Source organism: Meiothermus ruber DSM 1279 (assembly GCF_000024425.1).
Taxonomy (GTDB): domain Bacteria; phylum Deinococcota; class Deinococci; order Deinococcales; family Thermaceae; genus Meiothermus; species Meiothermus ruber.
The window spans coordinates 2,698,385-2,721,045 of the sequence record NC_013946.1 but is presented as its reverse complement, the minus strand read 5'-3'; the positions used below and the strand labels follow the sequence as shown (position 1 = coordinate 2,721,045).

The window sequence follows — 22,661 nt, the reverse complement described above, 5'->3', positions numbered from 1 at the left end:
TGCGGATGGCAAGAATCAAAACCGGGATCTCCCCCCGGCTCAACCAGATGCTGGAGGAGCTGCTCGAGGGCATCGAAGACGGCCTGGTGCCGGCCTGGATCTTCAACGATCCGGAGCTTTTCGAGCTGGAGCAGCAGAAGATTTTCAGCCGCTCCTGGGTCTATATGGCCCATGCGTCGGAGATCCCCCAGGCGGGGGATTACGTGCTGCGCTACGTAGCCAACAACCCCTACATCGTGGTGCGGGGGGAGGACGGGGCGGTGCGGGCCCTGCTGGATATGTGCCGCCACCGGGGGATGCGGGTCTGCCGGGCGGAGCTGGGCAACGCCAGCCACTTCCGCTGTCCCTTCCACGGCTGGACCTACCGCAACGATGGGAGCCTGGTGGGGGTGCCGGCCGAGCGCGAGGCCTTCGGTCCCGGCTTCAATAAGGCCGAGTGGGGGCTTCGCCCCATCCCCCGCCTCGAGGTCTTCGACGGGATGATCTTCGGTAACCTGGACCCCCAGGCCCCCCCGCTGGAGGAGTGGCTGGGCGAGATTCGCTGGTACCTCGAGCTCGTCACCAAGCGCAGCCCCGCGGGCCTGGAGGTGCTGGGGCCGCCCCAGCGCTGGGTGGTGAACACTGACTGGAAGCTGGCCCTGGAGACCTTCCTCAGCGACAGCTACCACACCCTCATGACCCACCGCTCGCTGATCGAGCTGGGCATCGCCCCCAAGGATGCCAAGTACGCCATGTACGGCGAGCAGATTCACATTCCCGGCAAGGGGCACGGCAGCATGGTGGTGGGTGCCCCGCCGGGGGCCAAGCTGCCGCCCTTCTGGGGCTACCCCGAGGAGATGATGGAGCGCTCCAAAGCCTCCTACCCCAGCCGCGAGCAGTTCGAGACCGCCAAGGAGACCCGCATCCTGCTGGTCACCCTTTTCCCCAACTTCTCCTTCCACAACCCCATCCGCAAGCCCGATCACAAGTACCAGGGCACCGTGCCCATGCTGACCTTCCGGGTCTGGCATCCGCTGGGCCCTGGCCGCATCGAGATCTTCTCCTGGGCCCTGGTGGAAAAGGACGCGCCGGAGTGGTTCAAGGAGAAAACCCGCCACTCCTACCTGCGCTTTTTCGGTTCCTCGGGCACCTTCGAGCAGGACGACACCGAGATCTGGAGCCACGTGGCCCACAACGCCAGCAGCAGCCAGGGCCGGACGCTGCGCCTCAACTACCGCATGGGCCTCTCCCTCGAGCCCGACCCCAACTGGCCGGGGCCGGGGGTGGCCTACGGCCTCAACTTCACCGACGCCAACATGCGCAACTTCCACCGCCGCTACGTGGAGATGCTGCTTTCCTAGAGGTAGCCCATGGATCGCACCCAAGCCTTGCTCAACACGCTGTACCAGGAGGCCGAGCTGCTGGACGAGGGGCAGTACCGCCAGTGGCTGGGCCTGCTGGCCGAGGACATCTGCTACCGCGTGCCGGTGCGGGTCACCAAGGAGCGCGGCCCGGAGGGCGGGGTGAGCGGGGTGATGGAGGGGATGTACCACCTCGACGAGGACTACACCTCGCTGGAGATGCGGGTGGCCCGCCTCGAGACCGGCTTCGCCTGGGCCGAAGACCCCCCCTCCCGCCTGCGCCACTTCGTCACCAACGTGCGCATCGGCGACCCCCAGCCCACCCCGCAGGGCGAGGAAAGCGCGGTGCGCTCCAACCTGCTGGTCTTCCGCAGCCGCTGGGATCGCCCCGACTACACCCTCCTGGCCGCCGAGCGGCGCGATGTGTGGCGGTACAGCCCGGCAGGCTGGCGGCTGGCCCGCCGCACGGTGATCCTGGACAGCGCCACCCTGCCCACCCACAACCTGGCCTTTTTCTTCTAGGGAGGTGTCCGTGCTCACCCTGACCAACGAGTTCACCACCGTGACGGTGGAGAAAATTGCCACCCGCAACGGCGAACGCCTGCGCATCACCTCTCCACGCCTGGGCTACAGCATCGAGCTCGACCCGCTGGAGCTGGAGTCCCTCACCTGGCAGCCGGTGGAGACCTTCTCCAAACTCCTATCCACGCCCTACGGCCCGGATGAGGACGGGGTGGAGGCCCGGCCCCTCTCTGACCTGATTCTTTTTGGGGGTGAGCATGCCTAGGGTGCAGGTGGGCATCGTGGGGGCGGGGCCGGCGGGGCTTCTGCTGGCCCACCTGCTGGCTGGGGAGGGCCTCGAGGTGGCCGTGCTCGAGGCCCGCAGCCGCGAGTACCTGGAGCAAAGCCCCCACCGCATCCGGGCCGGGGTGCTGGAGTGGGGCAGCAAGGAGATCCTGGCGCAGGCCGGCCTGGGCGATCGCATGCTGGTGCAGGGCCTCGAGCACCGGGGGGTCTACCTGGCCTTCGACGGGGCCCTGCACCGCCTCGACTTCCCCGCGCTCACCGAGGGCCGGAGCATCTGGGTCTACGGCCAGCAGTACCTGGTGCAGGACTTAATCCGGCTGTACCTGGAAAAGGGCCATGCCATCCACTTCGAGCACGAGGTGGTGGGGCTGGAGGCGCTCGAGGCAGAGCCCACCCTGGTCTACCGCACCCCCCAGGGCCAAACCGAGCGGCTGGTCTGCGAGTTTGTGGTGGGGGCGGACGGTTCGCACAGCCTCCTGCGCAGCCAGATTCCGGGGGCCCAGGTGCATCAGAAAACCTACCCCTTCGCCTGGCTGGGCATCCTGGCCCAGGCCCGGCCGGCCGCCGAGGAGCTGATCTACGCCAGCCACCCCCGGGGTTTTGCCCTTTTCAGCATGCGCTCGCCCAGCATCGCCCGCAACTACCTGCAGGTGCCGGTGGAGGAGCGGCTGGAGGACTGGCCCGACGCGCGCATCTGGGAGGAGCTCAACCGGCGGCTGGAGGGGGTGGCCCAGGTGGAGCCCGGCCCCCTGCTGGAAAAGAGCCTGACCCCCCTGCGCTCCATGGTGGTCACCCCCATGCAGCACGGGAGGTTTTTCCTGATGGGCGACGCCGCCCACATCGTCCCGCCCACCGGGGCCAAGGGGATGAACCTGGCGCTGTGCGACGCGGTGTTGCTGTACCGGGCCTTCAAGGCTTATTACCAGCAGAAAGACCCGGGCCCGCTCGAGGCCTACACCCCGGAGGCCCTGCGCCACGTCTGGCAGGCGGAACTCTTCTCCTACTTCATGACCACCCTGCTGCACACCCCCGCCGACCCCTTCGACGACGGCCTGCGCCAGGCCCACCTGCGCCACCTGGGCCAGAGCCCCCATCTGCAGCGCTTTCTGGCCGAGAACTACGTGGGCCTGCACACCAGCGGGCGCTACGCGGGGGTGCTGCGCGCCCCGGTGCGGGGGTAGAGGGCCTTGAGGTTTTGCCCTCGAGGCCGGCTTATCATCTACAATATTGTTGACAATGTAGTTGACCCATTGAGGAGGTGCGCGTGTCTACCGAACATCCACAACCTGCCAATCCTGTCCAGGAGGGGGTCTGGCCCTACTGCGACCTGGCCCACCTGGCCCATCTGGAACTCCTCACCCCGCGGCTGGAGGAGAGCCTGCGCTTCTTCACCGAGGTCATGGGCCTGACGGTGAGCGGTACGGAGGAAGCCTCGGTCTACCTGCGCGGCTGGGACGATTACGAGCACCACACCCTCAAGCTCACCGCTGCCCAGACCAGCGGCCTGGGGCACTTCGCTTTTCGGGTGAGAAGTCCAGAAGCCCTGCAGCGGCGGGTGCGACAACTGGAGGCCCTCGGCTGGGGCGGGGGCTGGACGGAGGGCGATGCCGGCCACGGCCCGGCCTACCGCTTCACCACCCCCGACGGCCACCCCATGGAACTCTACTACGAGACCCGCTGGTACACCCCCAGCGAGGCCACCCGGCCCGCCCTGAAAAACCAGGCCGCCCGCTTTCCGGGCAAGGGCGCCAACCTGCGCCGGCTGGATCACCTCAACCTGCTGGCCTCGGACGTGCGGGTCATGCGGGTGTTTATGGAGGAGGGCCTGGGCATGAAGGTGACCGAACAGATCATCTTCAGCGGGGGCGACGAGCAGGGGGTCTGGCTCACCTCCAACAACAAAACCTACGACATAGCCATCACCAAGGACCACCGGGGGGCCCGGGGGCGCTTCCACCACTGCACCTACGCGGTAGACAGCCGGGAGGAGGTCTTGCGGGCGGCGGACATCTGCCTCGAGCACGGGGTGTTCATCGAGACCGGGCCGCACAAGCACGCCATCCAGCAGACCTTTTTCCTCTACGTCTACGAGCCGGGGGGCAACCGCTTCGAGGTCGCCTGTCCGGGGGCCCGGCTGCTGCTGGCCCCGGACTGGAAGCCCATCGTCTGGAACGAGGAGGAGCGCAAGCGGGGCCAGGCCTGGGGTCTGCAGACCGTACCCACCTTCCACACCTACGGCACCCCGCCGGTCGAGAAGGAGTGATATGCCGGTAAGCGAGAAGGCCACCGAGACACAGACCGCTTATTACCGGGTGCGCCAGGCCATCCTGGCCGAGGAGCTTCTGCCGGGGCAGCGCCTGGTGGAGAAGGAGCTGGCCGAGCGCTTCGGGCTGGGGCGGGCCGCCATCCGCACCGCGCTGGCCCGCCTCGAGCAGGAGGGGCTGGTAAAAAGCGAGCCCTTCCGCGGGGCCACGGTGCGGGCCATTGACGAGGCCGAGGCGGTGGAGATCCTCGAGGCCAGAGCGGCCCTGGAGAGCCTGGCCGCCCGCTACGCGGCCCGCAAGGCCACGCCCGAGCAGGTCGAGCGGCTGGAGGATATCCTGCGGCAGATGGAGGCGCGCTACGAGGCCGGTGACTTGCTGGGGATGTCCGAGCTCAACAGCGAACTGCACCAGCGCCTGCTGGAGATCGCCGGGCACCGCACCGCCGCCCGGCTCATCGAGAGCCTGCGGGCCCAGAACGTGCGCCACCAGTTCCGCACCATCCTGGTGCCGGGCCGCTCGAGGCGTTCGCTCGAGGAACACCGCCGCATCGTGCAGGCGGTGGCCGCCCACGACGAAGAAAAAGCCGCACAGGCCATGCTCGAGCACCTCAGCCAGGTGGCCGAAGCCCTTCGGCAGAGCGCGGCCCTGACCACACCCCAACCACCCAGCCCCATCCTGGAGGAAGCATGAGCGAACCCACCCCCATCCCATCGCCCAGCGCAGGGGCCCGCGAACTCGTGCGCGGGGCCTACGACCTGCACGTGCACATCGAGCCGGACGTGATCCGCCGCCGCATCAGCGACCTGGAGCTGGCCCGCCGCTACAGCGAGCTGGGTCTGCGGGGCTTCGTGCTTAAGTCGCACTACACCCCCACCGCCGAGCGCGCCGCCGTGGTGCGCGCCGCGGTGCCGGGGGTGGAGGCCCTGGGGGCCATCGTGCTGAACCACGCGGTGGGCGGGCTGAACCCGGTAGCGGTGGAGATCGCCGCGCGGGGGGGTGCCCGCATCGTCTGGCTGCCCACCGTGGACGCGGCCAACGAGGCCCACGAGGCCGAGCCCAGGCCGGGGCGCAAGCTGCCCCTGTGGGCCCAGCTACAGCTCGAGCTGCGTGAAGCCGGCCTGCCGCTGCCGCCCATCGAGGTGCTGAACCCGGACGGAACCGTGCGCCCTGTGGTGCGGCAGGTCTTGCAGGTGATCGCCCGGCACGGCCTGATCCTGGCCACAGGCCACCTCGGGCGCGACGAGATTATGGCGGTGGTGCAGGCCGCCCGCGAAGAAGGGGTGCAGCAGATCGTCATCACCCACCCGGACTACCCCACCCAGAACCTCTCCTTTGAAGACCAGCAGGCCCTGGCCCGGCAGGGGGCCTACCTCGAGCGCTGCCTGGCCCCCATCGTGAGCGGGAAGGTCTCCTGGGAGCACACCTTCGAGGCCATCCGAGCCACCGGGCCGGCGCACTCGTTTCTGTCCACCGACCTCGGCCAGCCCCAGAACCCCCCGGTGGAGGACGGGCTGGCCCTGTTCGCCGACCGGCTGCTCGAGGCCGGCTTCAGCGAGGAGGAGGTGCGGGTCATGGCGGTGACCAACACCGTCCGGCTGGCCACGGGAGGGCGCGCATGAGCCGGAGCCTGCTGGTGATCAGCGCCCACGCCGCCGACTTCGTGTGGCGGGCCGGCGGGGCCATCGCCACCTTTGCCGCAGCCGGCGGGGTGGCGCGGGTGGTGGCCCTCAGCTACGGCGAGCGGGGCGAGTCGGGCGAGCTGTGGAAGGAACCGGGCCAGACCGAAGAGAAGGTCAAGCAGATCCGCCACCGCGAGGCCAGCCAGGCCGCCGCCATCCTGGGGGCCCGCTTCGAGTGCCTGGATCTGGGGGACTACCCCCTCGAGGTGGACAGGGCCGCGCTCGAGCGCCTCACCGCCATCATCGTGGAGACCGCCCCCGACCTGATCCTCACCCACGCCCAGCAGGATCCCTTCAACCCCGACCACCCGGTGGCCTACGCCGCCACCGAGCGGGCCCGCCAGCTCGCCAGCGGCTCCGGGGTGGCCAGCGCCTTCCGCACCGTGCGTCCGCCCGAGCTGCTGCTCTTCGAGCCGCACCAGCCCGAGCTATGCGGCTTCGTGCCCAACGTCTTTTTGGACATCACCCCGGTCTGGGAGAAGAAGCAGCAGGCCATGGCGGTCTTCGCTTCGCAAAGCTACCTGCGCCAGTACTACAGCGAGCGGGCCGCCCACCGGGCCAACCACGCCCGGCGCATCGCAGGCTACAAAGACATCGAGCGGGCCGAGGCTTTTCAGCGGGTGCTGCCGCAGGTGGTGAGGTCGCTATGAGGCTCGAGGATTTACAGCGTTTCGCCGAGCTGGGGGTGGCCACCGTCTACGAGGCCTCGGGGCGGCAGGGCCTGGTGGATCTCCCGCTGCACCCCCTCACCCCCGGCAGCCGGGTGGCCGGGCCGGCCCGCACGGTGCTGTGCGCCCAGGGCGACAACCTGATGGTGCACGCGGTGATGGCCGTGGCCCAGCCGGGGGAGGTGCTGGTGATCGCCATGCCCGAGGCCCAGCCGGTGGCCCTGGTGGGGGAGCTGCTGGCCACCCAGGCCCTCCGGCGCGGCGTGGCCGGCATGCTGATCGACGCCGCGGTGCGCGATGCCGAGGAGCTGGGCCGGATGGGCCTGCCCATCTGGGCGCGCTACATCCGGGCCCGGGGGGCCGAGCGCAAAAGCCTGGGCCGGCTGGGGGTGCCCCTCACCCTGGGCGGCACGACCATCCACAACGGCGACATCGTGGTGCTGGACGCCGACGGGGCGGTGGTGGTGGCTGCCGAGCGGGCCGAAGAAGTCCTGCAAGCAGCCCAGGCCAGGGCCCAGCGCGAGGCCGGTCTGCGCGAGCAGTTCGCAGCGGGGGCGCTGTCCATTGACCTCTACGGGCTGCGCCCCCAGGTAGAAGAAGAGCTGTCCAGGGCTATGGGGGAGGGGTGATGCCCGTTATCGCCATCTTGGGCCTGGGGGAGGCTGGTTCGGCCATCGCCGCCGATCTGGTCGCCCTGGGGGTACGGGTGCGAGGATACGACCCCATCCCCGAGCGCAGCGTGGCGGGCCTCGAGCGGGTGGGAAGCGAAATAGAGGCCGTTCGGGGCGCCCATGTGATCCTGAGCGTCAACTGGGCCCGGGTGGCTCTCGAGGTGGCCCAGACCGTGGCCCCCACCCTCGGCCCAGGGCAGCTCTTTGCCGATCTCAATACCGCCGCGCCGGCCCTCAAGCAGTCGCTGGCCGCGGTGCTGGCCCCCACCGGGGCCCTCTTCGCCGACGTGGCCTTGATGAGCCCGGTGCCGGGCAGGGGCCTGCGCACCCCGGCCCTGGTCTCGGGGCCGGGGGCGGCCCGCTTCGTCGCCACCATGGGGGCCCTGGGCATGCCGGTGGAGCCGGTGGGGCCGGAGGCGGGGGCTGCAGCCGCCCGCAAGCTGGTGCGCAGCGTGTTTTTCAAGGGGATGGCCGCGGCCGTGGGGGAGGCCCTCGAGGCCGCCCGCCGGCTCGGCTGCGAGCAGGAGACCTGGCAGAACATCGCCGAGACCCTGGCCGCCGCCGATGCCCGCCTGGTAGACCGGCTGGTGGAGGGCAGCCTGCGCCACGCGAGGCGCCGGCGGGAGGAGATGGCCGCAGCAGCAGAGATGCTCAAAGCGCTGGGGATCACCCCCCACATGGCCCAGGCCACCGAGGCCTGGCTGGCCGATCTGTTCGAACAAACACGGCAGCGCCCCGTTGAGTAGGCCGAGCCAACGGTACTTTTCGGAGGGTCTGCTGCTACAATGGGCCTGTGGAAGCTATCAAACTAGTTGGTCTGCTGCTGCTGCTGGTCAGCGCGGTGGAGGTAGCACTCTGGCGGGTGCTGGCCCCGCGCAACCCCAACCTCAACAAAGCCTTCCCCATCCTGATGGCCAGCGCGGTGGGGACGGCCGTGCTGGGCCTGTTGTTGTTTGTCCTTGGCTAGCAACCTGCAGTGGGAGGTGGTTTAGCCAGCTCAAACAGAAAAACGCCGCTGGCCCTCGAGAGGCCATCCCCGTGCGGCGCTTGGGTGATGACCGCGATTGACCGGGGTTTTGCTGGGGTGGTAGGCTAACCCGCAAGTATGGCCGGGGGGTGGTTTTTTAGCTAGGCCCGCGGGAGATGCAAGACTCTCTCGTGGGCGGCCTGCGTGCCGCCCACCGCGTTTGGGTAGACTGGGCAAGGTTGCTTGGAGGTTGCATGGATATCGAAGCCGCGCTGGAAGAGATTGGCAGAGCGCCTAATTTGGAGCGCCTACAGGGCCTGAAGGTGCACTACCTGGGCAAGAACGGTCAGGTGACCCAGGCGATGAAGACCCTGGGCCAGCTCCCACCCGAGGAGCGCAGGGAAAAGGGCCGCGTGCTGAACGAGTGGAAGCGGGCCCTCGAGCTAGCCCTGGAGGCGCGCGAGGCCCAGCTTAAAGAGCAGGCCCTGCAGGCCCAGCTTGAGCAGGAAGCCCTGGATGTCTCGCTGCCGGGTTACGCCTTCCCTTCGGGGGGGCTGCACATCACCAGCCGGATTGTGCTCGAGCTGGTAAATATCTTTCGCAGGCTGGGCTTCAGCGTGGTGGAAGGCCCCGAGGTGGAGAGCGAGTTTTTTAACTTCGACGCCCTGAACATGCCCGAGTGGCACCCTGCGCGGGACATGCAGGACACCTTCTGGGTTGAGTTCAACCGTGCCGCGGAAGAAGCGTTTACCATCCAGGGCCCCTTCGGCGAGGATGTGACCGGGTTGGGTGGGGCGGTGTTGCGCACCCATACCTCGGGGATGCAGATCCGCTACATGATCCAGCACACCCCACCGTTCAGAATTGTGGTGCCGGGGCGGGTGTTCCGCTACGAACAGACCGACGCCTCACACGAGGCCATGTTCCATCAGCTCGAGGGGCTGGTGGTGGGGCCCAACATCACCATGGCCGACCTCAAGGGGGCCATCAGCGAGCTGGCCCGGGGGCTTTTCGGCAAGGAGGGCAAGGCCCGCTTCCAGCCCACCTTTTTTCCCTTTGTGGAGCCGGGGGTGCAGTTTGCCATGTGGTGGCCCGAGCGCCAGAAGTGGCTCGAGCTGGGCGGGGCCGGCATGGTACACCCCTACCTGTTCAAGGCGGTGGACGACTACCGCGAGCGGCAGGGCCTGCCCAGGGCCTACGAGGGGATGACCGGCTGGGCCTTCGGAATGGGGGTTGAGCGGCTGGCTTTGCTGCGCTACGGCATCCCCGATATCCGCTACTTCTACCAGAACCGCCTGAGCTTTTTGCGGCAGTTTAGAGGCTAGTGGGGTTTGCAGATGAAAATTGTCTATAGCTGGCTCAAAGAATTTCTACCCGATGCCCCCAGCAGCGAGCGCCTGGAGGAGCTTCTGGCTGGACTGGGCCTCGAGACCGAGTCCATCACCAAACTGGCCCCACCGCCCAGCCGGGTGGTGTTTGGCCGGGTGTTGCAGGTTGAGAACCTGGAAGGCAAGGAGGTGCGCCGGCTTGTGGTGGACATTGGGCAGGAGGTGCAGGTGATCTCCGCTGCGCCCAACGCTAAAGCGGGCGTGGGGGTGGCCCTGGCCCTGCCGGGTACGGTGCTGCCCGATGGCAGCGAGCTGCGGGTGCGCACCATTGCCGGTCTCGAGTCCTACGGCATGGCCCTCTCGCCCAAGGAGCTGGGGGTGGGCGATTATGCCGGGGGCTTGCTCGAGTTTGCGCCCGAGGCCCTGCCGCCCGGCACGCCCCTGGCCGAGGCCTGGGGGCCCGACGAGGTGATCGAGGTCGAGATCACCCCCAACCGCCCCGACTGGCTCTCGGTCTACGGGGTGGCCCGCGATCTGGCCGCCCTGGGCCTGAGCCTGGTGCGGCCCAGCCCCAAGCCCCAGACCACGCCCCTACCGCTGCCGTTTGGCGTCTGGATCGAAGACCCCGAGGGCTGCGACCGCTTTACCCTGTCCTATGCGCGGGGGGTGCGGGTGGGGCCCAGCCCGCTCTGGGTGCAGCGCCGCCTGTATGCGGCGGGAATGCGGCCCATCTCCAACGTGGTAGACGCTACCAACTACGCCATGCTCGAGCTGGGCAACCCCATGCACGCCTACGACGCCGCCTTCATTCGGGAGGGCCTGGTGGTGCGCCGGGCCCGCAACGGCGAAAAGCTGGTCACCCTGGACGGGCAGGAGCGCACCCTGGACGAGCGCGACCTGCTAATTGCGGTCAAGGACGGCCCACAGACCCGTCCCGCCGGGCTGGCCGGGGTGATGGGGGGCCTCGAGGACGAAATCCGCGAAACCACCAGCGCAGTGGCCCTCGAGGTGGCCCACTTCGACCCGGTGCGGGTGCGCCGCACTGCCCGGCGGCTGGGCCTCAAGACCGAGGCCTCCTACCGCTTTGAGCGCGGGGTGGACAAAGACGGGCAGCTTCTGGCCGCCGATCGCTTTATGGAGCTGCTGCAGGCCTGGGGTGGGCCCAATGTGCAGGTGGCCCAGGATCGCCTCGACCTCAACCACACCCAGCCCCACCCGCCCATTGCCTTCCGGCCCGCCTATGCCTCGAGGCTGGTCGGGCTCGAGTACCCCGAGGCCACCCAGGCCGAGGTGCTCCGCCGCCTGGGTTGCACCGTGGAGCCCACCGATCAGGCCGGCGTCTGGGCCGTGACCCCGCCCAGCCACCGGGTAGACCTGAACATCGAGGAAGACCTGGTGGAAGAGGTGGCCCGCGTGGTGGGCTACGAGCAGATCCCCACCACCCTGCCCAGCTTCTTCCCCCACCCCGACAACCTGGGCGTGGAGGCGCCCTACGAGGCCAACGAGCGGCTTAAGCAGGTGATGGCCGGGCTGGGCTTCCAGGAGGTGCTGAACTACTCCTGGTCTTCCCCCGAGGAATGCACCCTGATGCGGGCGCCGGCCCCCACGGTGTTCATGCAGAACCCCCAGACCCCCGACCGCACCGCCCTGCGCACCGCCCTCTACCCCGGCCTGCTCAGGAACCTGCAAACCGCCCTGGCCCAGGGAGAAGAGGAGCCTTTTCTGCTCTTCGAGGTGGGTAAGGTCTTCAGGCAGGTCGAATCCCTGCACCTGGCGGCTTTGCTGTGTGGCGACCCGGTTCCGGGGCTGTGGCAGAAGGGCCTGGGAGGCGGCTTTTTTGCCCTCAAGGGGCTCCTCGAGGCGGCTGCGCACAACCTGGGGAGCTGCGTGCGGGTCGAGAAAGAGGCCGTGCCCTACCTGCACCCCGGCATCAGCGGGGCGGTCTACTGGAACGAGCAGAAGGTGGGGCAGATCGGTGCGCTGCACCCGGCCATTGCCGAGGCGCTGGAACTGCCGCCGGTGTTCTTGTTCGAGTTGGCCCTCCCCCTCAGCAGGGGTTCTGGCGGTTTCGTGGATATTGCCAGGTATCCGGCTTCCATGCGCGACCTAGCCGTGGTGGTACCGGACGCCACCCCTTATGCCGAGGTCGAGCGGCTGATTCGTGCGGGGGCTGGGGAATACCTGGAAAAGCTCGAGGTCTTCGATGTCTACCGGGGCAAGCCGCTCGAGGAGGGGCAGAAGAGCCTGGCCTTCCACCTCAGCTTCCGCCACCCCGAGCGCACCCTGACCGACCCGGAGACCGATGGGTTTATGCAAAACATCATCGCCGCGCTCGAGCAAAAAGGTTTTGCCATTCGCCGCTGAGGCTCATACCCGGGTGCCCTCGCCGCCCCAGCTCGAGTAGGCATAAAACCGGCCCCGCTCCCCCCGGATATAGTCCATGAGGGGCTCCAGCAGGGGCCGGTGTTCGTCCAGCTTGACCGCGACCTCCTCGGCCGTAAAAAAGCGGGCCTCCACAATGTGCCCATCGGGGTCTTTGGGGTTGAGCAGGCCCTGGTAGTCGGCGCGGAAGGCCATGGCGATGGTGCGCTCGCTCTTGCGGGCGTCCTCCACCTGCACCACGTAGGCCAGGTGCTGGATGGCCCTGATGTGCAGGCCGGTTTCTTCCTGCACCTCGCGCACAATGGCGGCCAGCACGCTCTCCCCAGCCTCGACCATCCCCCCTGGCAGGGTATAGCGCACCCGCCCGCGGCGGCTCCAGTCGTTGGCGACCAGCAAGACCCGTCCCTGTTTGTCCATCAGGATGGCGGCTGCCACCAATAGGTCACGCCGTAACCCATGCATACCGACCACCTGCGCCTAGGCGGTCTTGGATGCGGTGGACAAAGCCTCGAGCTGCCGTTCCTGATCGGCTTTGCGCAGGGCCTCGTGCAGCTTGGAGAGGTCGCCGGCCAGCACCCCTTCCAGGTCGTGGGTGGTGAAGCCGATGCGGTGGTCGGTCACGCGCGACTGGGGGAAGTTGTAGGTGCGAATCTTCTCCGAGCGCTCGCCCGCCCCAATCTGGGCCAGGCGGTCTTCCCGGCGGCGGGCAGCTTCCTCGGCCCGCTTCATCTCCAGCAGGCGCGAACGCAGGATGGAGAGGGCTTTTTCTTTGTTTTTGATTTGGCTGCGCGACTCCATGCAGGAGACGATCATGCCGGTGGGCTTGTGCAGAACCTGCACCGCCGAGTCGGTGGTGTTGACCCCCTGCCCCCCTGGCCCCGAGGCCCGCGAGACGGTGATCTCGAGGTCGGCGGGGTCGATCTGGACATCCACCTCCTCGGCCTCGGGCATCACCGCCACGGTGGCGGTGGAGGTGTGGATGCGGCCCTGGGTCTCGGTGGCGGGCACCCGCTGCACCCGGTGCACCCCAGCCTCGTACTTCAGGTAGCCATAGGCCCCCGGCCCGCTCACCTCGAAGACCACCTTAGAAACCCCCCCCAGGTCGGTGAGCGAGGTGTCCAGGACTTCGACCCGGTAGCCGCCCTGCTTGGCGTACTCCATGATCATGTCGCGCAGCTCGGCGGCGAACAGCGCGGCCTCCTCGCCCCCGGTGCCGGCCCGAATCTCCACGATGGCGTTTTTCTCATCGAGGGGGTCTTTGGGCAGCAGCAATAGCTCGAGCTCGGCTTCCAGCTCGCGGATGCGGGGCTCGAGGGCCGCAATGTCGGCCCGGGCCATCTCGCCCAGCTCGGGGTCGAACTGCAGTTCGCGGGCCTCCGCCAGGTGGGTCAGGGCCTCTTTGTAGCTACGGATGGTCTCGACCAGGTGGCCCATCTCGGCGTAGCGCTTGCTGATGCGCTGATACTCGCTCTGATTGGCGAGCACCGCCGGGTCGGCCAGTTGGCGCTCGAGTGCCTGGTACTCGGCTTCTAAGGACTCAAGTTTCTCCAGCATACACGGTCACTATCTACCAGAATAGCGCGGAAGTGTGGGCGCGGGTAGGCGCGCGCTTGCTTTGTGGGTTAGGTGGACGCTTCGCTGTCTTTGGGTTTAAGGCGGATGGGGCTTTGTTTGCGGGGGTCTTTGCCCGCCTTGTCCTGGTAAAAGGCCCGGATCTGCTCGAAGTCGGCCTCGAGGTCGCCCGTGGGGGTGAGGTAGCCGCCCACCCCCACCTCTTTCTTGCGGTAGTCAATGTAGGCCAGGGCGATGGGCACACGGGCTTTGAGGGCCATGTAATAGAACCCGCTTTTCCAGTAGGGGGCGCGGCTGCGGGTGCCCTCGGCGGCCACCACCACCCACAGGTTGTCGTGCTGCTCGAAGATGCGCGCCACCTGGCCCACAAAATCGCCGCCTGCCTTGGCCCGATCCACCGGGATGCCCCCCAGCCACCGCATCACCACGCCCAGCACCGGTGGAAACAGCTCTTTCTTGCCCACCCAGCGAAAGCGGGTGCCCGAGGCCATGCCCCACAGCAAGGCATATAGAAAGTCCCAGTTGGAGGTGTGGGGGTAGCCCACCAGCACGAACTTCTGGCCGGGGGGCGGGGCCATCACGGGCGTCCAGCCCAGCCGTTGCAAGGCCCATACCCCAAAACGCTGCCAGGGCGTCCGGGGCTGAATTGCGTAAGGATGCTTCATGTTACCGGTATAGCATAAAGGATGGCCTCACCCGCGGTGCCCGGCGAGGTTATTTAGCAGGGCCTGGGCCTCCCGGAGTTTGGCCTGTACCTCTGCCAGCCGGGCCTCGAGGTCGGAGGATGGCGCCTTGCGCTCCTGCAGGCTCTTGCGCATCTCGTCCATGCTATTAACGATGATGCCCACCAGCAGGTTCAAAAACACCAGGGTGCCCAGCAGGACAAACGAGACCATGTACACCACTGCGACCAGCGGCTGGGCCTGGGGCTGGACACACAGGGCCGGGTCGGGCAGCTCGAAGCGCTCGCAGCCAAAGTACTGGATGCGCAGCACATCCACCCAGCCTTCTAAGGTCAGGATGCTGAAGAGGGTGAGCAGCGCGGTGTGCAGGTTACCGAAGTGGAAGGGGTCGTTGGTCCCGAACAAAAACACCCCGGCCACCGCGTAGACGTAGAGCAAAAGCAGCATCAGCAGCAGGACGTAGCCGATGGAAGGAATGCTGCGCAATAGCGCGCCCAAAATAATTTGCAGGTCGGGGAGGGTGCGGACGAGGCGCAACACCCGCAGGAGCCGCAGCAGGCGGGCCGCCACCGCGTAGGCCCCCAGCCCCGGCAGCAGGCTCCCCACCACGATCAAAAAATCGAAGACGTTCCAGCCGTCGAGGAAATAGCGCAGCGGCCGGGGCCACAGCGCCCCCATGCGCAGCAGCACCTCGAGGGCAAAGATAGCCAGCACCAGGTTGTTGAGCAGGTGGAGGGCGGGGCCGTAGCGTGCCATGAGAGGTGGGTAGGTCTCGAGGCCCACCAGTACGGCGGCTAACACGATAACAGCGGTAACAAAACGGTTGAAGGCGGCCGACGCCACCAGACGACCCAGGGGATTGGGTGTAGAGGCACTCACAGGCCCAAGTATAGGCCCTGCCAAGCCCCTGACCGGGCGTGCAGGCTAAAGGAGCAACCCAAAACTCAATTCAGAGACACCTCGGAGACACCTTGGCGGTTTGCGGTTGTTCCCGTGTTGTTATCGCGCACTGTGTACCCTGCCCTTGGCTCGCCACCAAAGAAGCGCGGGCCGCAAAGTGACACAAGGAGGTAGCTATGCAAAAACGCCGTTTGGGTTTTCAGGTAGGAGTTCTAATCTCGGCCTTGGTCAGCGCTGTGCTGGGCTCGGTCGTGCTGGTTGGTTAGGGGTTAGTGGAGTCTGATGGGACTCATAGCGCTTCTTCGCCTTACCAGCTCGTTGGCGTGGAGAGCCGCCGATTTGAGCCCATGCCGCTGCCCTGGCCACGTCCAATTCCCATACCGATTCCGCTTCCAATCCCTGAACCAATGCCGTCTCCGGAACCCTGGCTTCAAGCATACCCAGTTCTTCAGGAAAGCGGTTCATCCCGATTGGTATAAGCCCATGTTGTGCATACGGGGGCTGCGTGAAAAATCCTCGCCGACATGATGCCGTGCTTTTGGCCTTAGACACCATTCGAGCCAGGTTCCGCGAGGCCCCGCTTACCCGTACCTGGACACAGCAGCAGGTTTTACTTGGGGAGACGCTGATTGTTGTGGCAGAAGAGAAACTCAGCTCCGGCCAGGAAATTTCGGACGTCCTGGCCAAAATTCGCCAGCTAGCCAGCAACCTTCTGCCCCCAGCCTCCGCGACGGTTTCGGCCTCGTTAGAGGCCATTGTCAACTGGCTCGAGTTGGACAGAGGAGATGGTTATGCAGATTAACGAAATGTTCCTCAGGGAGTATACCGAAACAAAGCTGGCCCGGTTACACCGGGAAGCCACCATAGAGCGCCAAACCCGGTTGAACAATCAGCGCAGTAAGGATGAACGCGCCCTGGCTGTGCGGTTGCCGTGGCTGAGAGTTCTTCGGAAGTACTTTTAGGGGGTGGTTTGGGTTCGCTATTCCAGCAGGTCGCCAAACTCCCGAACTACCGCTGGATCGGGGTCGGCCCCGTACTCATTGGCCAACATACGCACCAACGAGCGGAAAACCAGTTTTGCCCGAGGATGGTCACCAAGCCGACGCAACACCCTCAGCAGTTTGATGTACGAGGCCTCTGCGAGGGGATCAAGCTCAACCAGCTTTTGAAAAGCCCAAGCAGCCTGGGTGGGGTTATTTTCCGCCAGCATTTCACCCAACGAGGCAGCTGCAGCCAGGGCTGCATCGAGGGCTCGGGTTCGGATGGGCTCCACCCAGCCCGCCTCGACTTCCGGCAAAAAGGTTCCTCGGTAAACTTTCAGGGCCATTTCCAGGTCTTCGGCACTGCCAAGCGCCAAAAGACCCTCCAACTCCACGACGTCCACCTGCACCTCGAGGCGATCGCCAAACCTGTAAAGGCCGCCCTCGAAGGGTACTGGATCAAAGTCCACCAGCGGATGACTGGCAAGCGCCGACCGAAGCCGACGAACCGAGATCTTGAAATAGTCAATGTGACGATAGTCGTCGGAGCCATCCCATAGTGCGTCCACGATCTGCCCGCGGCTTCCTTTGCCGTTGAGTGCCAGCCAAACCAGAATTTCCCGGGCCTTGCTGTTGGTTATAGCTAACCCAAGTTGCCACCTACAAAATACTAGCCAGCCGCCTGAAGTTGTGGGCAAAGATGAAGCCCCACACCTTGAGCACAAAGCCCTGGAGGGTCGTGGCATGTATGCGCTTGGGGAATAGTTCCGTCAGGGCAGCACCCACCGACTCGATAATCTTCCTGCCCACGGTGACTATGAACTGACCGGGTGGGTGGTAGCGCTTGGAGTTCCCCTTGCGGATGGCGCGCAGCCGGATGCCCTCAGCCATGGCCAGGTCATCTTCGGCCTGATAGTCGGTGTACCCCCGATCCACGTACAGCTTGCTTCCCTGCGGCAAGTCCAGCGGCAGCCGATACAACCCCTCCACGTCCGCGGTGGCGCCAGGGGTGAGGAGAACTTCGCTGATCCACTGGTTATCCGTGCAGACCAGGTGGAGCTTGAGTCCGTGGAAGTAGCTGCGTTTGCTGGGAATGTAGCCCCGGTATACGCGGGCTGGGGCCAGGCGGCAACGGGGCGCGCGGATGTTTTCACAGACCGGCAGGGGTAAGGTGTCGAGGATGTAGTGCTCCACTGAGCTTAGCTGCTCCCATAAAGTCTTGCTCAGGGACAATAGCAGCGGTATCCAGTGGGCCAGGCTGTGCAGCCGTCGGCTGAAGCGGCTGGGGGAGGGGATGTAGCTGAAAAGACCCTGCTCTTTGGCATAGATCAGGGCGTGCTTGTGCTTTCCAGCGAAAGCCAGGGCGGCCAGAATCCAGAGGGTGAGGACGACGCTGGCGGGGGTCTTGCTCTGGGGGTCGTCCTTGTGTCCGAGGGTCTTGAGCAGATCGTCTATAATGCAGAAGGCCACTAGAACAGTCCAGTTCATAGTGGCCTTTATTTTCTGCGTAGTCAGGATAGGTGGCAACTTGAGTTATTGTAAGCTCACTTAGCGCGCTGGGAACAGCCATGGGGTCGGGTGGGCCACCCATTTTTTCGGTTGGACTGGTGGGGGCGGTGTTAAGCGGGATAGTAGCATGGACGAAATACCATACGCTCATTGAGATGAGCCTCTGGGTGGTTGCTTGGTCAGTTGGCTGGGCAACAGCGGCTGTTGTGGTGCAGTTCCCTGCACTTTACAATAGCCTGGGAGTTGCTAGCCTACCTGGGGTTTTGCTGGTTCTGCCACTTTACGCAATGATTTTGTTTCTGTCAGGGTGGCTGGGTGGGATTTTTCTTCAGTTCTTGCGTCGTTCGAGCAAGAGCAGCAATTCAATAAACGGACAGGAAGGCTTCACGGCGGAGGGTAGATATGCTGGGGAAAAGTAAATCGAACCGTCATTTAAAAAAAAATCTAACCAGGATCCTGTTATCACTTTTTGCACTGGTCATCGTTGCGGTGAACGGCGATATGGTTATTAACTGGAATTCAGGCTTAGCCGTTGCAGTATGGGCCATAGTATTGTTCGCTATAAGTCTGAACGCTGCACTCGCGGTGTTGGCTTTGCTCCGTGGTGCACGTCCAGATAAGCCCACTGCAGAGGAATAAGTCTGGTAATACAAACACGCTCTCTAGGACGGTATCCCCTGTTTAAATCCAGAGCCGAGCGAGCTTTACGGAGAGGTGTTACAAGAAGTTTGCTTTGATGAAGTGGGCCTCATCCTTGGTAGACCACCTCGGTCTTCCACCGGCCCGGAGGCTGGGTGTGCAGCTCCCAGAACTTTTCGGCGATCAGGTCAGGGTCGAAGGGGGTGTTGCGCCGGATCGGGCCGGCGATGGTCACGGTAGCGGCATGGATGCCTTCGTGATAGAGCTCTTTGCTCAGGGCGCCCACCAGGGCCCGCAGGGCGGCTTTGCCAATGGAGAGCGCGGCCTGGTCGGGCTGGGGGTTCAGGGCCAGGCCATCCCCGGTAAAGAGCAGGGTGCCCTGGCGGCGCGAGAGCATGCCGGGGATGACCAGCTGGGCTGCCAGCAAAGCCCCGTAAAGATTGACCTGGAGGGTTTGCTCGAGGGCCTCCCGGCTCAGCTCCGAGGCCCGGCGGCCCTGGGCGGCGTAGGCGTTGTACACCAATACCTCGATGGAGCCGAGCGCTTTTTCGGCCTCGCGGATGGCGGAGATGAGCTGGGGGGTGCGGGCTACATCGGCGGGAAAGGTTTGAACCGCGCAGCCATCGAGTTCCAGCGCCCCTGCGTAGTTTTCCAGGCTGGCCGCACTGCGGGCGATCAGGCCCAGCCGGTACCCTTCCTGGCCGAAGCGCCGGGCCACCGAGAGCCCAAGCCCCCGCCCCATTCCAACCACCAGGCAGGCTTTAGGCTTCATACCGCGCATGGTAACATCAAGAATGCTGTTTATGGCCTTATGTAACGTGGGCCAGCTAGAACCGAAAGCGGGTTGAGTTATGTATAGAGTGGTCATTGTGGGCCGCCCCAATGTGGGTAAGTCGAGCCTGTTCAACAAGCTTTTGGGACTGCGCGCCGCCCCCGAGAAAGCCGCCAAGGCCGGGAGCCAGTTTGCGGTGGTGGCCGATGTGCCGGGGGTGACCCGCGACCTCAAAGAGGGCGTTGTAGAAAGTGAGCAGGGCCGCTTCAAGCTGGTGGATACCGGCGGTTTGTGGTCGGGGGACGTGTGGGAGAAGAAAATCAAGCAAAAAGTCGAACGGGCCATCGCCGATGCTGATCTGGTGCTGTTTGCAGTGGATGGGCGCAGCGATATCGTTACTGCCGACCTCGAGGTCGCCGACTTTTTGCGCCGCCAGGGCAAGCCGGTGTTGTTGGTAGCCACAAAAATAGACGACCCTAAACACGAGGCCTACCTGGGGAGTTTCTATGCCCTGGGTTTTGGCGAGCCCGTCCCCACCAGCGCGGCCCACAGCCGGGGCTTCGATGAGCTGCTGGAGCGCATCTGGGCCCTGCTGCCCATCCGCCAGGGGGAGAGCGAGCCCGAGGTCGTACCCATCCGGCTGGCCATCGTGGGCCGGCCCAATGCGGGCAAGTCCAGCCTGCTCAACGCCATCCTGGGCGAGGAACGGGTGATCGTCTCGGAGATACCCGGGACCACCCGCGACTCTATCGATGTCGAGTTCGACTACGGGGGTAGCCGGTTCTTGCTGGTCGACACCGCCGGCATCCGCAAGCGGCCCGAGACCGGGGTGGAGGAACAGGCCATCGTGCGGGCCCACCAGGCCATCCGCGACGCCGATGTGGTGCTGCTGGTGATAGACCCCAAGGAGCTGGGCGACCACGAGCTGAAGCTAGCCAACGAGGCCCTCGAGGCCGGCAAGCCGGTCATCCTGACCATCACCAAATGGGACCTGATCGAGACCAAGGAAGAGGCCAGGCGGGTGCGGGCCGACCTGGCCCTCAAACTCTCGCACGTGCAGCACCTGCCCCTCCTGTATGTCTCCTCGGTGACCAAGCAGAACCTGCACAAGCTTCTTTCCGAGGCCGCCCGGCTCTATGAGCTGGCCCGGGTTCGCTTCGAGACCGCTGAACTCAACCGCTGGCTTTCGGTCTGGAGTACCCAGACCCTGCTCCCCAACTTTAAGGGCAAACCCCTCAAGCTTTTTTTCCTCACCCAGCCCGAGGTGGCCCCCCCCACCTTTGTCTTCTTTTGCAACCACCCCGAGTTTGTCACGCGGGCCTTCGAGGGCTTTTTACGCAACCGCATTGGCGAAGACCTGGGTTTGCGCGAGATTCCCTTCCGGATGGTCTTCCGCGGGCGTCGGGAGCAGCCGGGCAAAGGGGCAGGGGAGAGGGAGTAACGAGACACGCCAGCGCTTGGGGCTCAGCTTCCCGCGCTGGCCAGGAGCCGTCCGTTCACGTCTACGAACTCAACCCTGGTGAAGCGTCCGGGAACCTCGAGCAGCACAAAGGGGCTGGTCAGGGCCTGGGTCAGGATAGCCCCTGGCGCGGGGCTCACCAGGCGCAGGGTGACCCGCAGGGTGCTGCCCGAAAGCTGGCTGCTCACGTACTGCACGCCATAGCCGCCGGTGGGCTTCTGGCCCCAGAAGAAGGCCACCACCCGGCTCCGACTGAAATCGACCGATGGGGTGGCGGGTTGGGGGATCTGGTTGCTGGTAGCCAGCCGCCAGACACTAAGGAGCTGCTCGGTGCTGCTAACCAGGAAAGCGGCGGGCTCTGGGGCGGTATAGGCCGACTGGCTGCCTTGCCGCATGATGCGCGGGCTGGGGTTAGGGTTGGGGGGCATAAGGGTGAGCTCCGTCTCGAGGCCGTACTGCACGGCCAGGGCCGCCACCCGGCTCTGGCTGGGGGCGGGGGTGTAGCGGTTGGGCTCGAGGGCCGGTTGAATCTCGTACAGCACCACCGGGCGGCCCCCGCGGCGGGCCAGGATTTCCCGCAGCACCACCGCGTTCTCGGCCGCGGACAGCTCTTCGAAACGGGGCATGCCGGGCCGATTATCCACAACCTGTGCGCTACTGCTGAGGAAACTGTTTCCCAGCCTCGACCAGTCCCCATCAAACAGCCAGGCGCTTTGCACATTGCGGTTGGCTCGTACCACAAACTGTGAACCGAAGAAGGTGCGGCTGGTCTGGGCTACACGGGGCTGGGCCGGCCCAATCTCACGATAGAGGGCCTCGCCGTCTACCAGGAGTGCTTCTGGCACGGCCAGGGGGCTGCTGGAGGTGTCTTTGGTAAGGGCCAGCCTGCGCCCGTCGAGCTGCACCACCTGGGGTTCGCCGTAAAAATACGTCCAGCGCTCGGTGTTCTCGGGGAACAGCACCTGAATTTCGGTGGCCCGGTAGGTCGGCTGACCCGGCTCGGGGATGCAGCCGGCCAGGGCCAACAGGATAAGACCCAGCCAAGGTTTCATACCCCCATATTAGCGGCTTCGGATGAGGGGCTGGCCTTGGGTAAATCTTTCCTCAAAAGAGAAGAAGCTGAGCTGGCCGATGATGAGATGCTGCTAAAGCGCAGCTACCGCAGGGCCCTGGGGTCGAGGGCGTCGCGTAAGCCGTCCCCGAGCAGGTTGAAGGCCAGTACGGTCAGCATGATGAAAAGACCGGGGAAAACCATTGTCCAGGGGGCGTTGAGAGCATAGCCGCCCCGGAACGCATCAGACAACATGGCCCCCCACTCGGGTGCGGGCGGCTGAGCCCCCAAGCCGAGGAAACCCAGCGCGGCGGTCTCGAGGGTAGCAGTGCCGATGGAAAGGGTGGCCTGTACGATGATGGGAGGCAAGGCATTGGGGAGCAGGTGGCGCAGTAGAATCCGCCGGTTGGGGGCTCCCAGCGCATTGGCAGCCTGCACGTAATCGAGCTCACGGGCCGAAAGCACCACGCTGCGGGCCAGCCGGATGTAAACCGGAATCTGGGTGATGCTAATTGCGATCATGGCGTTGGTTAGACTGGGGCCCACCACCGCCACGATGGCAATGGCCAGCAGGGTACTGGGAAAGGCCAGCAAAATATCGGTAATCCATCCGATAAGCATCTCAAGATAGCCCCGGAAATAGCCAGCCATCAGCCCCAACAAGGTGCCTACTACCAGGCTCAGGGCTACGGCAATTAGCCCCACCTGGAGCGAGATTCGGCTGCCGTGAATTACCCGGGTAAACACATCGCGTCCCAGATTGTCGGTACCAAAAAGCCGCTCTGCTGAAGGGGGTTTCAAACGGTTTATAAAATCACGGTCGGTGGTGGGGTCGTAGGGCTTGAGTACGGGTGCCAGCAAGGCCAGCAGCACCAACAATACCGCCATTACCAGTCCGATTTTGCCAGAACTCGATCTCATGAACCGCCTGACTGCCAAGCGGGTTGGGGTGTCGGTGCTGGGTTTGGGGGCTGTTTGGGTCAGGGCCAT

25 protein-coding genes are annotated in these 22,661 nt (G+C 65.3%); 16 read left to right on the top strand and 9 right to left on the bottom strand.

Annotated elements, in window-relative coordinates:
• Positions 1-5: 5 nt before the first annotated feature.
• The 13 genes from MRUB_RS13485 to pheT all read left to right on the top strand — a co-directional run bounded on the left by MRUB_RS13485 (position 6) and on the right by pheT (position 12,088).
• A complete protein-coding gene (locus MRUB_RS13485) occupies positions 6-1,340 on the top strand; it encodes an aromatic ring-hydroxylating oxygenase subunit alpha (RefSeq protein WP_013014932.1) in 1,335 nt (444 codons plus the stop codon).
• A gap of 9 nt (positions 1,341-1,349) precedes the next feature.
• Positions 1,350-1,862, top strand: a complete 513-nt coding sequence (locus tag MRUB_RS13480; protein ID WP_013014931.1) for an aromatic-ring-hydroxylating dioxygenase subunit beta — start codon at positions 1,350-1,352, stop codon at positions 1,860-1,862.
• Between the two features lie 10 nt (positions 1,863-1,872).
• The gene (locus tag MRUB_RS13475) at positions 1,873-2,127 is read left to right on the top strand and encodes a hypothetical protein (RefSeq protein ID WP_013014930.1); all 255 of its coding nucleotides are present in this window, start codon (positions 1,873-1,875) and stop codon (positions 2,125-2,127) included.
• Positions 2,120-3,328, top strand: coding sequence for a 4-hydroxybenzoate 3-monooxygenase (locus MRUB_RS13470; protein ID WP_013014929.1), 1,209 nt, complete (start codon positions 2,120-2,122; stop codon positions 3,326-3,328). The genes MRUB_RS13475 and MRUB_RS13470 overlap by 8 nt, the downstream gene beginning before the upstream one ends.
• Positions 3,329-3,411: 83 nt before the next feature.
• Positions 3,412-4,410 (top strand): catechol 2,3-dioxygenase, encoded by a 999-nt coding sequence (locus tag MRUB_RS13465; protein ID WP_013014928.1) that lies wholly within the window; start codon positions 3,412-3,414, stop codon positions 4,408-4,410.
• A gap of 1 nt (position 4,411) precedes the next feature.
• Entirely contained in the window at positions 4,412-5,101 is a 690-nt protein-coding gene (locus MRUB_RS13460; protein WP_013014927.1) for a GntR family transcriptional regulator, read from the top strand.
• Positions 5,098-6,030, top strand: a complete 933-nt coding sequence (locus MRUB_RS13455; RefSeq protein WP_013014926.1) for a DUF6282 family protein — start codon at positions 5,098-5,100, stop codon at positions 6,028-6,030. The genes MRUB_RS13460 and MRUB_RS13455 overlap by 4 nt, the downstream gene beginning before the upstream one ends.
• Positions 6,027-6,740 (top strand): PIG-L deacetylase family protein, encoded by a 714-nt coding sequence (locus tag MRUB_RS13450; RefSeq protein WP_013014925.1) that lies wholly within the window; start codon positions 6,027-6,029, stop codon positions 6,738-6,740. Before MRUB_RS13455 ends, MRUB_RS13450 begins: the two co-directional genes overlap by 4 nt.
• Positions 6,737-7,387 carry a 4-carboxy-4-hydroxy-2-oxoadipate aldolase/oxaloacetate decarboxylase gene (locus MRUB_RS13445; RefSeq protein ID WP_013014924.1) on the top strand — a complete coding sequence of 217 codons (651 nt, stop codon included), beginning with the start codon at positions 6,737-6,739 and terminating at the stop codon, positions 7,385-7,387. Before MRUB_RS13450 ends, MRUB_RS13445 begins: the two co-directional genes overlap by 4 nt.
• The gene (locus MRUB_RS13440) at positions 7,387-8,175 is read left to right on the top strand and encodes a DUF1932 domain-containing protein (protein WP_013014923.1); all 789 of its coding nucleotides are present in this window, start codon (positions 7,387-7,389) and stop codon (positions 8,173-8,175) included. Before MRUB_RS13445 ends, MRUB_RS13440 begins: the two co-directional genes overlap by 1 nt.
• 47 nt (positions 8,176-8,222) lie before the next feature.
• Complete coding sequence (locus MRUB_RS15955; RefSeq protein ID WP_013014922.1) at positions 8,223-8,396, top strand: hypothetical protein; 174 nt, start codon at positions 8,223-8,225, stop codon at positions 8,394-8,396.
• A gap of 254 nt (positions 8,397-8,650) precedes the next feature.
• Positions 8,651-9,721: a phenylalanine--tRNA ligase subunit alpha gene (gene pheS, locus MRUB_RS13435; RefSeq protein ID WP_013014921.1), complete on the top strand. Its 1,071-nt coding sequence runs from the start codon at positions 8,651-8,653 to the stop codon at positions 9,719-9,721.
• Between the two features lie 12 nt (positions 9,722-9,733).
• Positions 9,734-12,088, top strand: a complete 2,355-nt coding sequence (pheT, locus tag MRUB_RS13430; protein ID WP_013014920.1) for a phenylalanine--tRNA ligase subunit beta — start codon at positions 9,734-9,736, stop codon at positions 12,086-12,088.
• Positions 12,089-12,091: 3 nt separating this feature from the next.
• On the opposite strand, the gene MRUB_RS13425 is transcribed toward pheT, so the two are convergent.
• The 4 genes from MRUB_RS13425 to MRUB_RS13410 form a co-directional block, all read right to left on the bottom strand.
• Positions 12,092-12,568, bottom strand: a complete 477-nt coding sequence (locus MRUB_RS13425) for an NUDIX hydrolase (RefSeq protein ID WP_013014919.1) — start codon at positions 12,566-12,568, stop codon at positions 12,092-12,094.
• A 15-nt stretch (positions 12,569-12,583) separates the two neighbouring features.
• Positions 12,584-13,660 carry a peptide chain release factor 1 gene (prfA, locus tag MRUB_RS13420; RefSeq protein WP_013014918.1) on the bottom strand — a complete coding sequence of 359 codons (1,077 nt, stop codon included), beginning with the start codon at positions 13,658-13,660 and terminating at the stop codon, positions 12,584-12,586.
• A gap of 68 nt (positions 13,661-13,728) precedes the next feature.
• Positions 13,729-14,343, bottom strand: a complete 615-nt coding sequence (locus tag MRUB_RS13415) for a lysophospholipid acyltransferase family protein (protein ID WP_013014917.1) — start codon at positions 14,341-14,343, stop codon at positions 13,729-13,731.
• Positions 14,344-14,370: 27 nt separating this feature from the next.
• Positions 14,371-15,240, bottom strand: coding sequence for an ion transporter (locus MRUB_RS13410; protein ID WP_015586699.1), 870 nt, complete (start codon positions 15,238-15,240; stop codon positions 14,371-14,373).
• 553 nt (positions 15,241-15,793) lie between these two features.
• Here MRUB_RS13410 and MRUB_RS13405 point away from each other — a divergent pair.
• Positions 15,794-16,063 carry a hypothetical protein gene (locus MRUB_RS13405; protein WP_013014915.1) on the top strand — a complete coding sequence of 90 codons (270 nt, stop codon included), beginning with the start codon at positions 15,794-15,796 and terminating at the stop codon, positions 16,061-16,063.
• Between the two features lie 177 nt (positions 16,064-16,240).
• Here MRUB_RS13405 and MRUB_RS15650 read toward each other — a convergent pair whose 3' ends face one another.
• Together MRUB_RS15650 and MRUB_RS13395 are read right to left on the bottom strand one after the other, a co-directional pair.
• On the bottom strand, positions 16,241-16,810 hold the full coding sequence (locus MRUB_RS15650) for an AfsR/SARP family transcriptional regulator (RefSeq protein WP_157413588.1): 570 nt from the start codon (positions 16,808-16,810) through the stop codon (positions 16,241-16,243).
• Positions 16,811-16,901: 91 nt separating this feature from the next.
• Positions 16,902-17,729: an IS982 family transposase gene (locus MRUB_RS13395; protein WP_013014913.1), complete on the bottom strand. Its 828-nt coding sequence runs from the start codon at positions 17,727-17,729 to the stop codon at positions 16,902-16,904.
• A gap of 423 nt (positions 17,730-18,152) precedes the next feature.
• Between MRUB_RS13395 and MRUB_RS15830 the strand changes: the two genes are divergently transcribed.
• Positions 18,153-18,389, top strand: coding sequence for a hypothetical protein (locus MRUB_RS15830; protein ID WP_013014912.1), 237 nt, complete (start codon positions 18,153-18,155; stop codon positions 18,387-18,389).
• Between the two features lie 109 nt (positions 18,390-18,498).
• Here the strand turns inward: MRUB_RS15830 and MRUB_RS13385 are convergent, their stop codons facing one another.
• A complete protein-coding gene (locus tag MRUB_RS13385; RefSeq protein WP_015586702.1) occupies positions 18,499-19,161 on the bottom strand; it encodes an SDR family NAD(P)-dependent oxidoreductase in 663 nt (220 codons plus the stop codon).
• Between the two features lie 79 nt (positions 19,162-19,240).
• On the opposite strand from MRUB_RS13385, the gene der reads away from it, so the two are divergent.
• On the top strand, positions 19,241-20,602 hold the full coding sequence (gene der, locus MRUB_RS13380; RefSeq protein ID WP_013014910.1) for a ribosome biogenesis GTPase Der: 1,362 nt from the start codon (positions 19,241-19,243) through the stop codon (positions 20,600-20,602).
• 23 nt (positions 20,603-20,625) lie between these two features.
• Here the strand turns inward: der and MRUB_RS13375 are convergent, their stop codons facing one another.
• Together MRUB_RS13375 and MRUB_RS13370 are read right to left on the bottom strand one after the other, a co-directional pair.
• On the bottom strand, positions 20,626-21,672 hold the full coding sequence (locus tag MRUB_RS13375; protein ID WP_013014909.1) for a protease complex subunit PrcB family protein: 1,047 nt from the start codon (positions 21,670-21,672) through the stop codon (positions 20,626-20,628).
• A gap of 104 nt (positions 21,673-21,776) precedes the next feature.
• The gene (locus tag MRUB_RS13370; protein ID WP_013014908.1) at positions 21,777-22,661 is read right to left on the bottom strand and encodes an ABC transporter permease; all 885 of its coding nucleotides are present in this window, start codon (positions 22,659-22,661) and stop codon (positions 21,777-21,779) included.

Bases quoted from the DNA above. Each gene is read 5' to 3' on its own strand.
- MRUB_RS13415 (WP_013014917.1), bottom strand. From the start codon at position 14,343: ATGAAGCATCCTTACGCAATTCAGCCCCGGACGCCCTGGCAGCGTTTT.
- MRUB_RS13455 (WP_013014926.1), top strand. From the start codon at position 5,098: ATGAGCGAACCCACCCCCATCCCATCGCCCAGCGCAGGGGCCCGCGAA.
- MRUB_RS13425 (WP_013014919.1), bottom strand. From the start codon at position 12,568: ATGCATGGGTTACGGCGTGACCTATTGGTGGCAGCCGCCATCCTGATG.
- MRUB_RS13385 (WP_015586702.1), bottom strand. From the start codon at position 19,161: ATGAAGCCTAAAGCCTGCCTGGTGGTTGGAATGGGGCGGGGGCTTGGG.
- pheS (WP_013014921.1), top strand. From the start codon at position 8,651: ATGGATATCGAAGCCGCGCTGGAAGAGATTGGCAGAGCGCCTAATTTG.
- der (WP_013014910.1), top strand. From the start codon at position 19,241: ATGTATAGAGTGGTCATTGTGGGCCGCCCCAATGTGGGTAAGTCGAGC.
- MRUB_RS13370 (WP_013014908.1), bottom strand. From the start codon at position 22,661: ATGGCCCTGACCCAAACAGCCCCCAAACCCAGCACCGACACCCCAACC.
- MRUB_RS13440 (WP_013014923.1), top strand. From the start codon at position 7,387: ATGCCCGTTATCGCCATCTTGGGCCTGGGGGAGGCTGGTTCGGCCATC.
- MRUB_RS13375 (WP_013014909.1), bottom strand. From the start codon at position 21,672: ATGAAACCTTGGCTGGGTCTTATCCTGTTGGCCCTGGCCGGCTGCATC.
- MRUB_RS13480 (WP_013014931.1), top strand. From the start codon at position 1,350: ATGGATCGCACCCAAGCCTTGCTCAACACGCTGTACCAGGAGGCCGAG.
- MRUB_RS13445 (WP_013014924.1), top strand. From the start codon at position 6,737: ATGAGGCTCGAGGATTTACAGCGTTTCGCCGAGCTGGGGGTGGCCACC.
- MRUB_RS13460 (WP_013014927.1), top strand. From the start codon at position 4,412: ATGCCGGTAAGCGAGAAGGCCACCGAGACACAGACCGCTTATTACCGG.
- MRUB_RS13450 (WP_013014925.1), top strand. From the start codon at position 6,027: ATGAGCCGGAGCCTGCTGGTGATCAGCGCCCACGCCGCCGACTTCGTG.
- MRUB_RS15830 (WP_013014912.1), top strand. From the start codon at position 18,153: ATGCTGGGGAAAAGTAAATCGAACCGTCATTTAAAAAAAAATCTAACC.
- MRUB_RS13395 (WP_013014913.1), bottom strand. From the start codon at position 17,729: ATGAACTGGACTGTTCTAGTGGCCTTCTGCATTATAGACGATCTGCTC.
- MRUB_RS13485 (WP_013014932.1), top strand. From the start codon at position 6: ATGGCAAGAATCAAAACCGGGATCTCCCCCCGGCTCAACCAGATGCTG.
- prfA (WP_013014918.1), bottom strand. From the start codon at position 13,660: ATGCTGGAGAAACTTGAGTCCTTAGAAGCCGAGTACCAGGCACTCGAG.
- pheT (WP_013014920.1), top strand. From the start codon at position 9,734: ATGAAAATTGTCTATAGCTGGCTCAAAGAATTTCTACCCGATGCCCCC.
- MRUB_RS13470 (WP_013014929.1), top strand. From the start codon at position 2,120: ATGCCTAGGGTGCAGGTGGGCATCGTGGGGGCGGGGCCGGCGGGGCTT.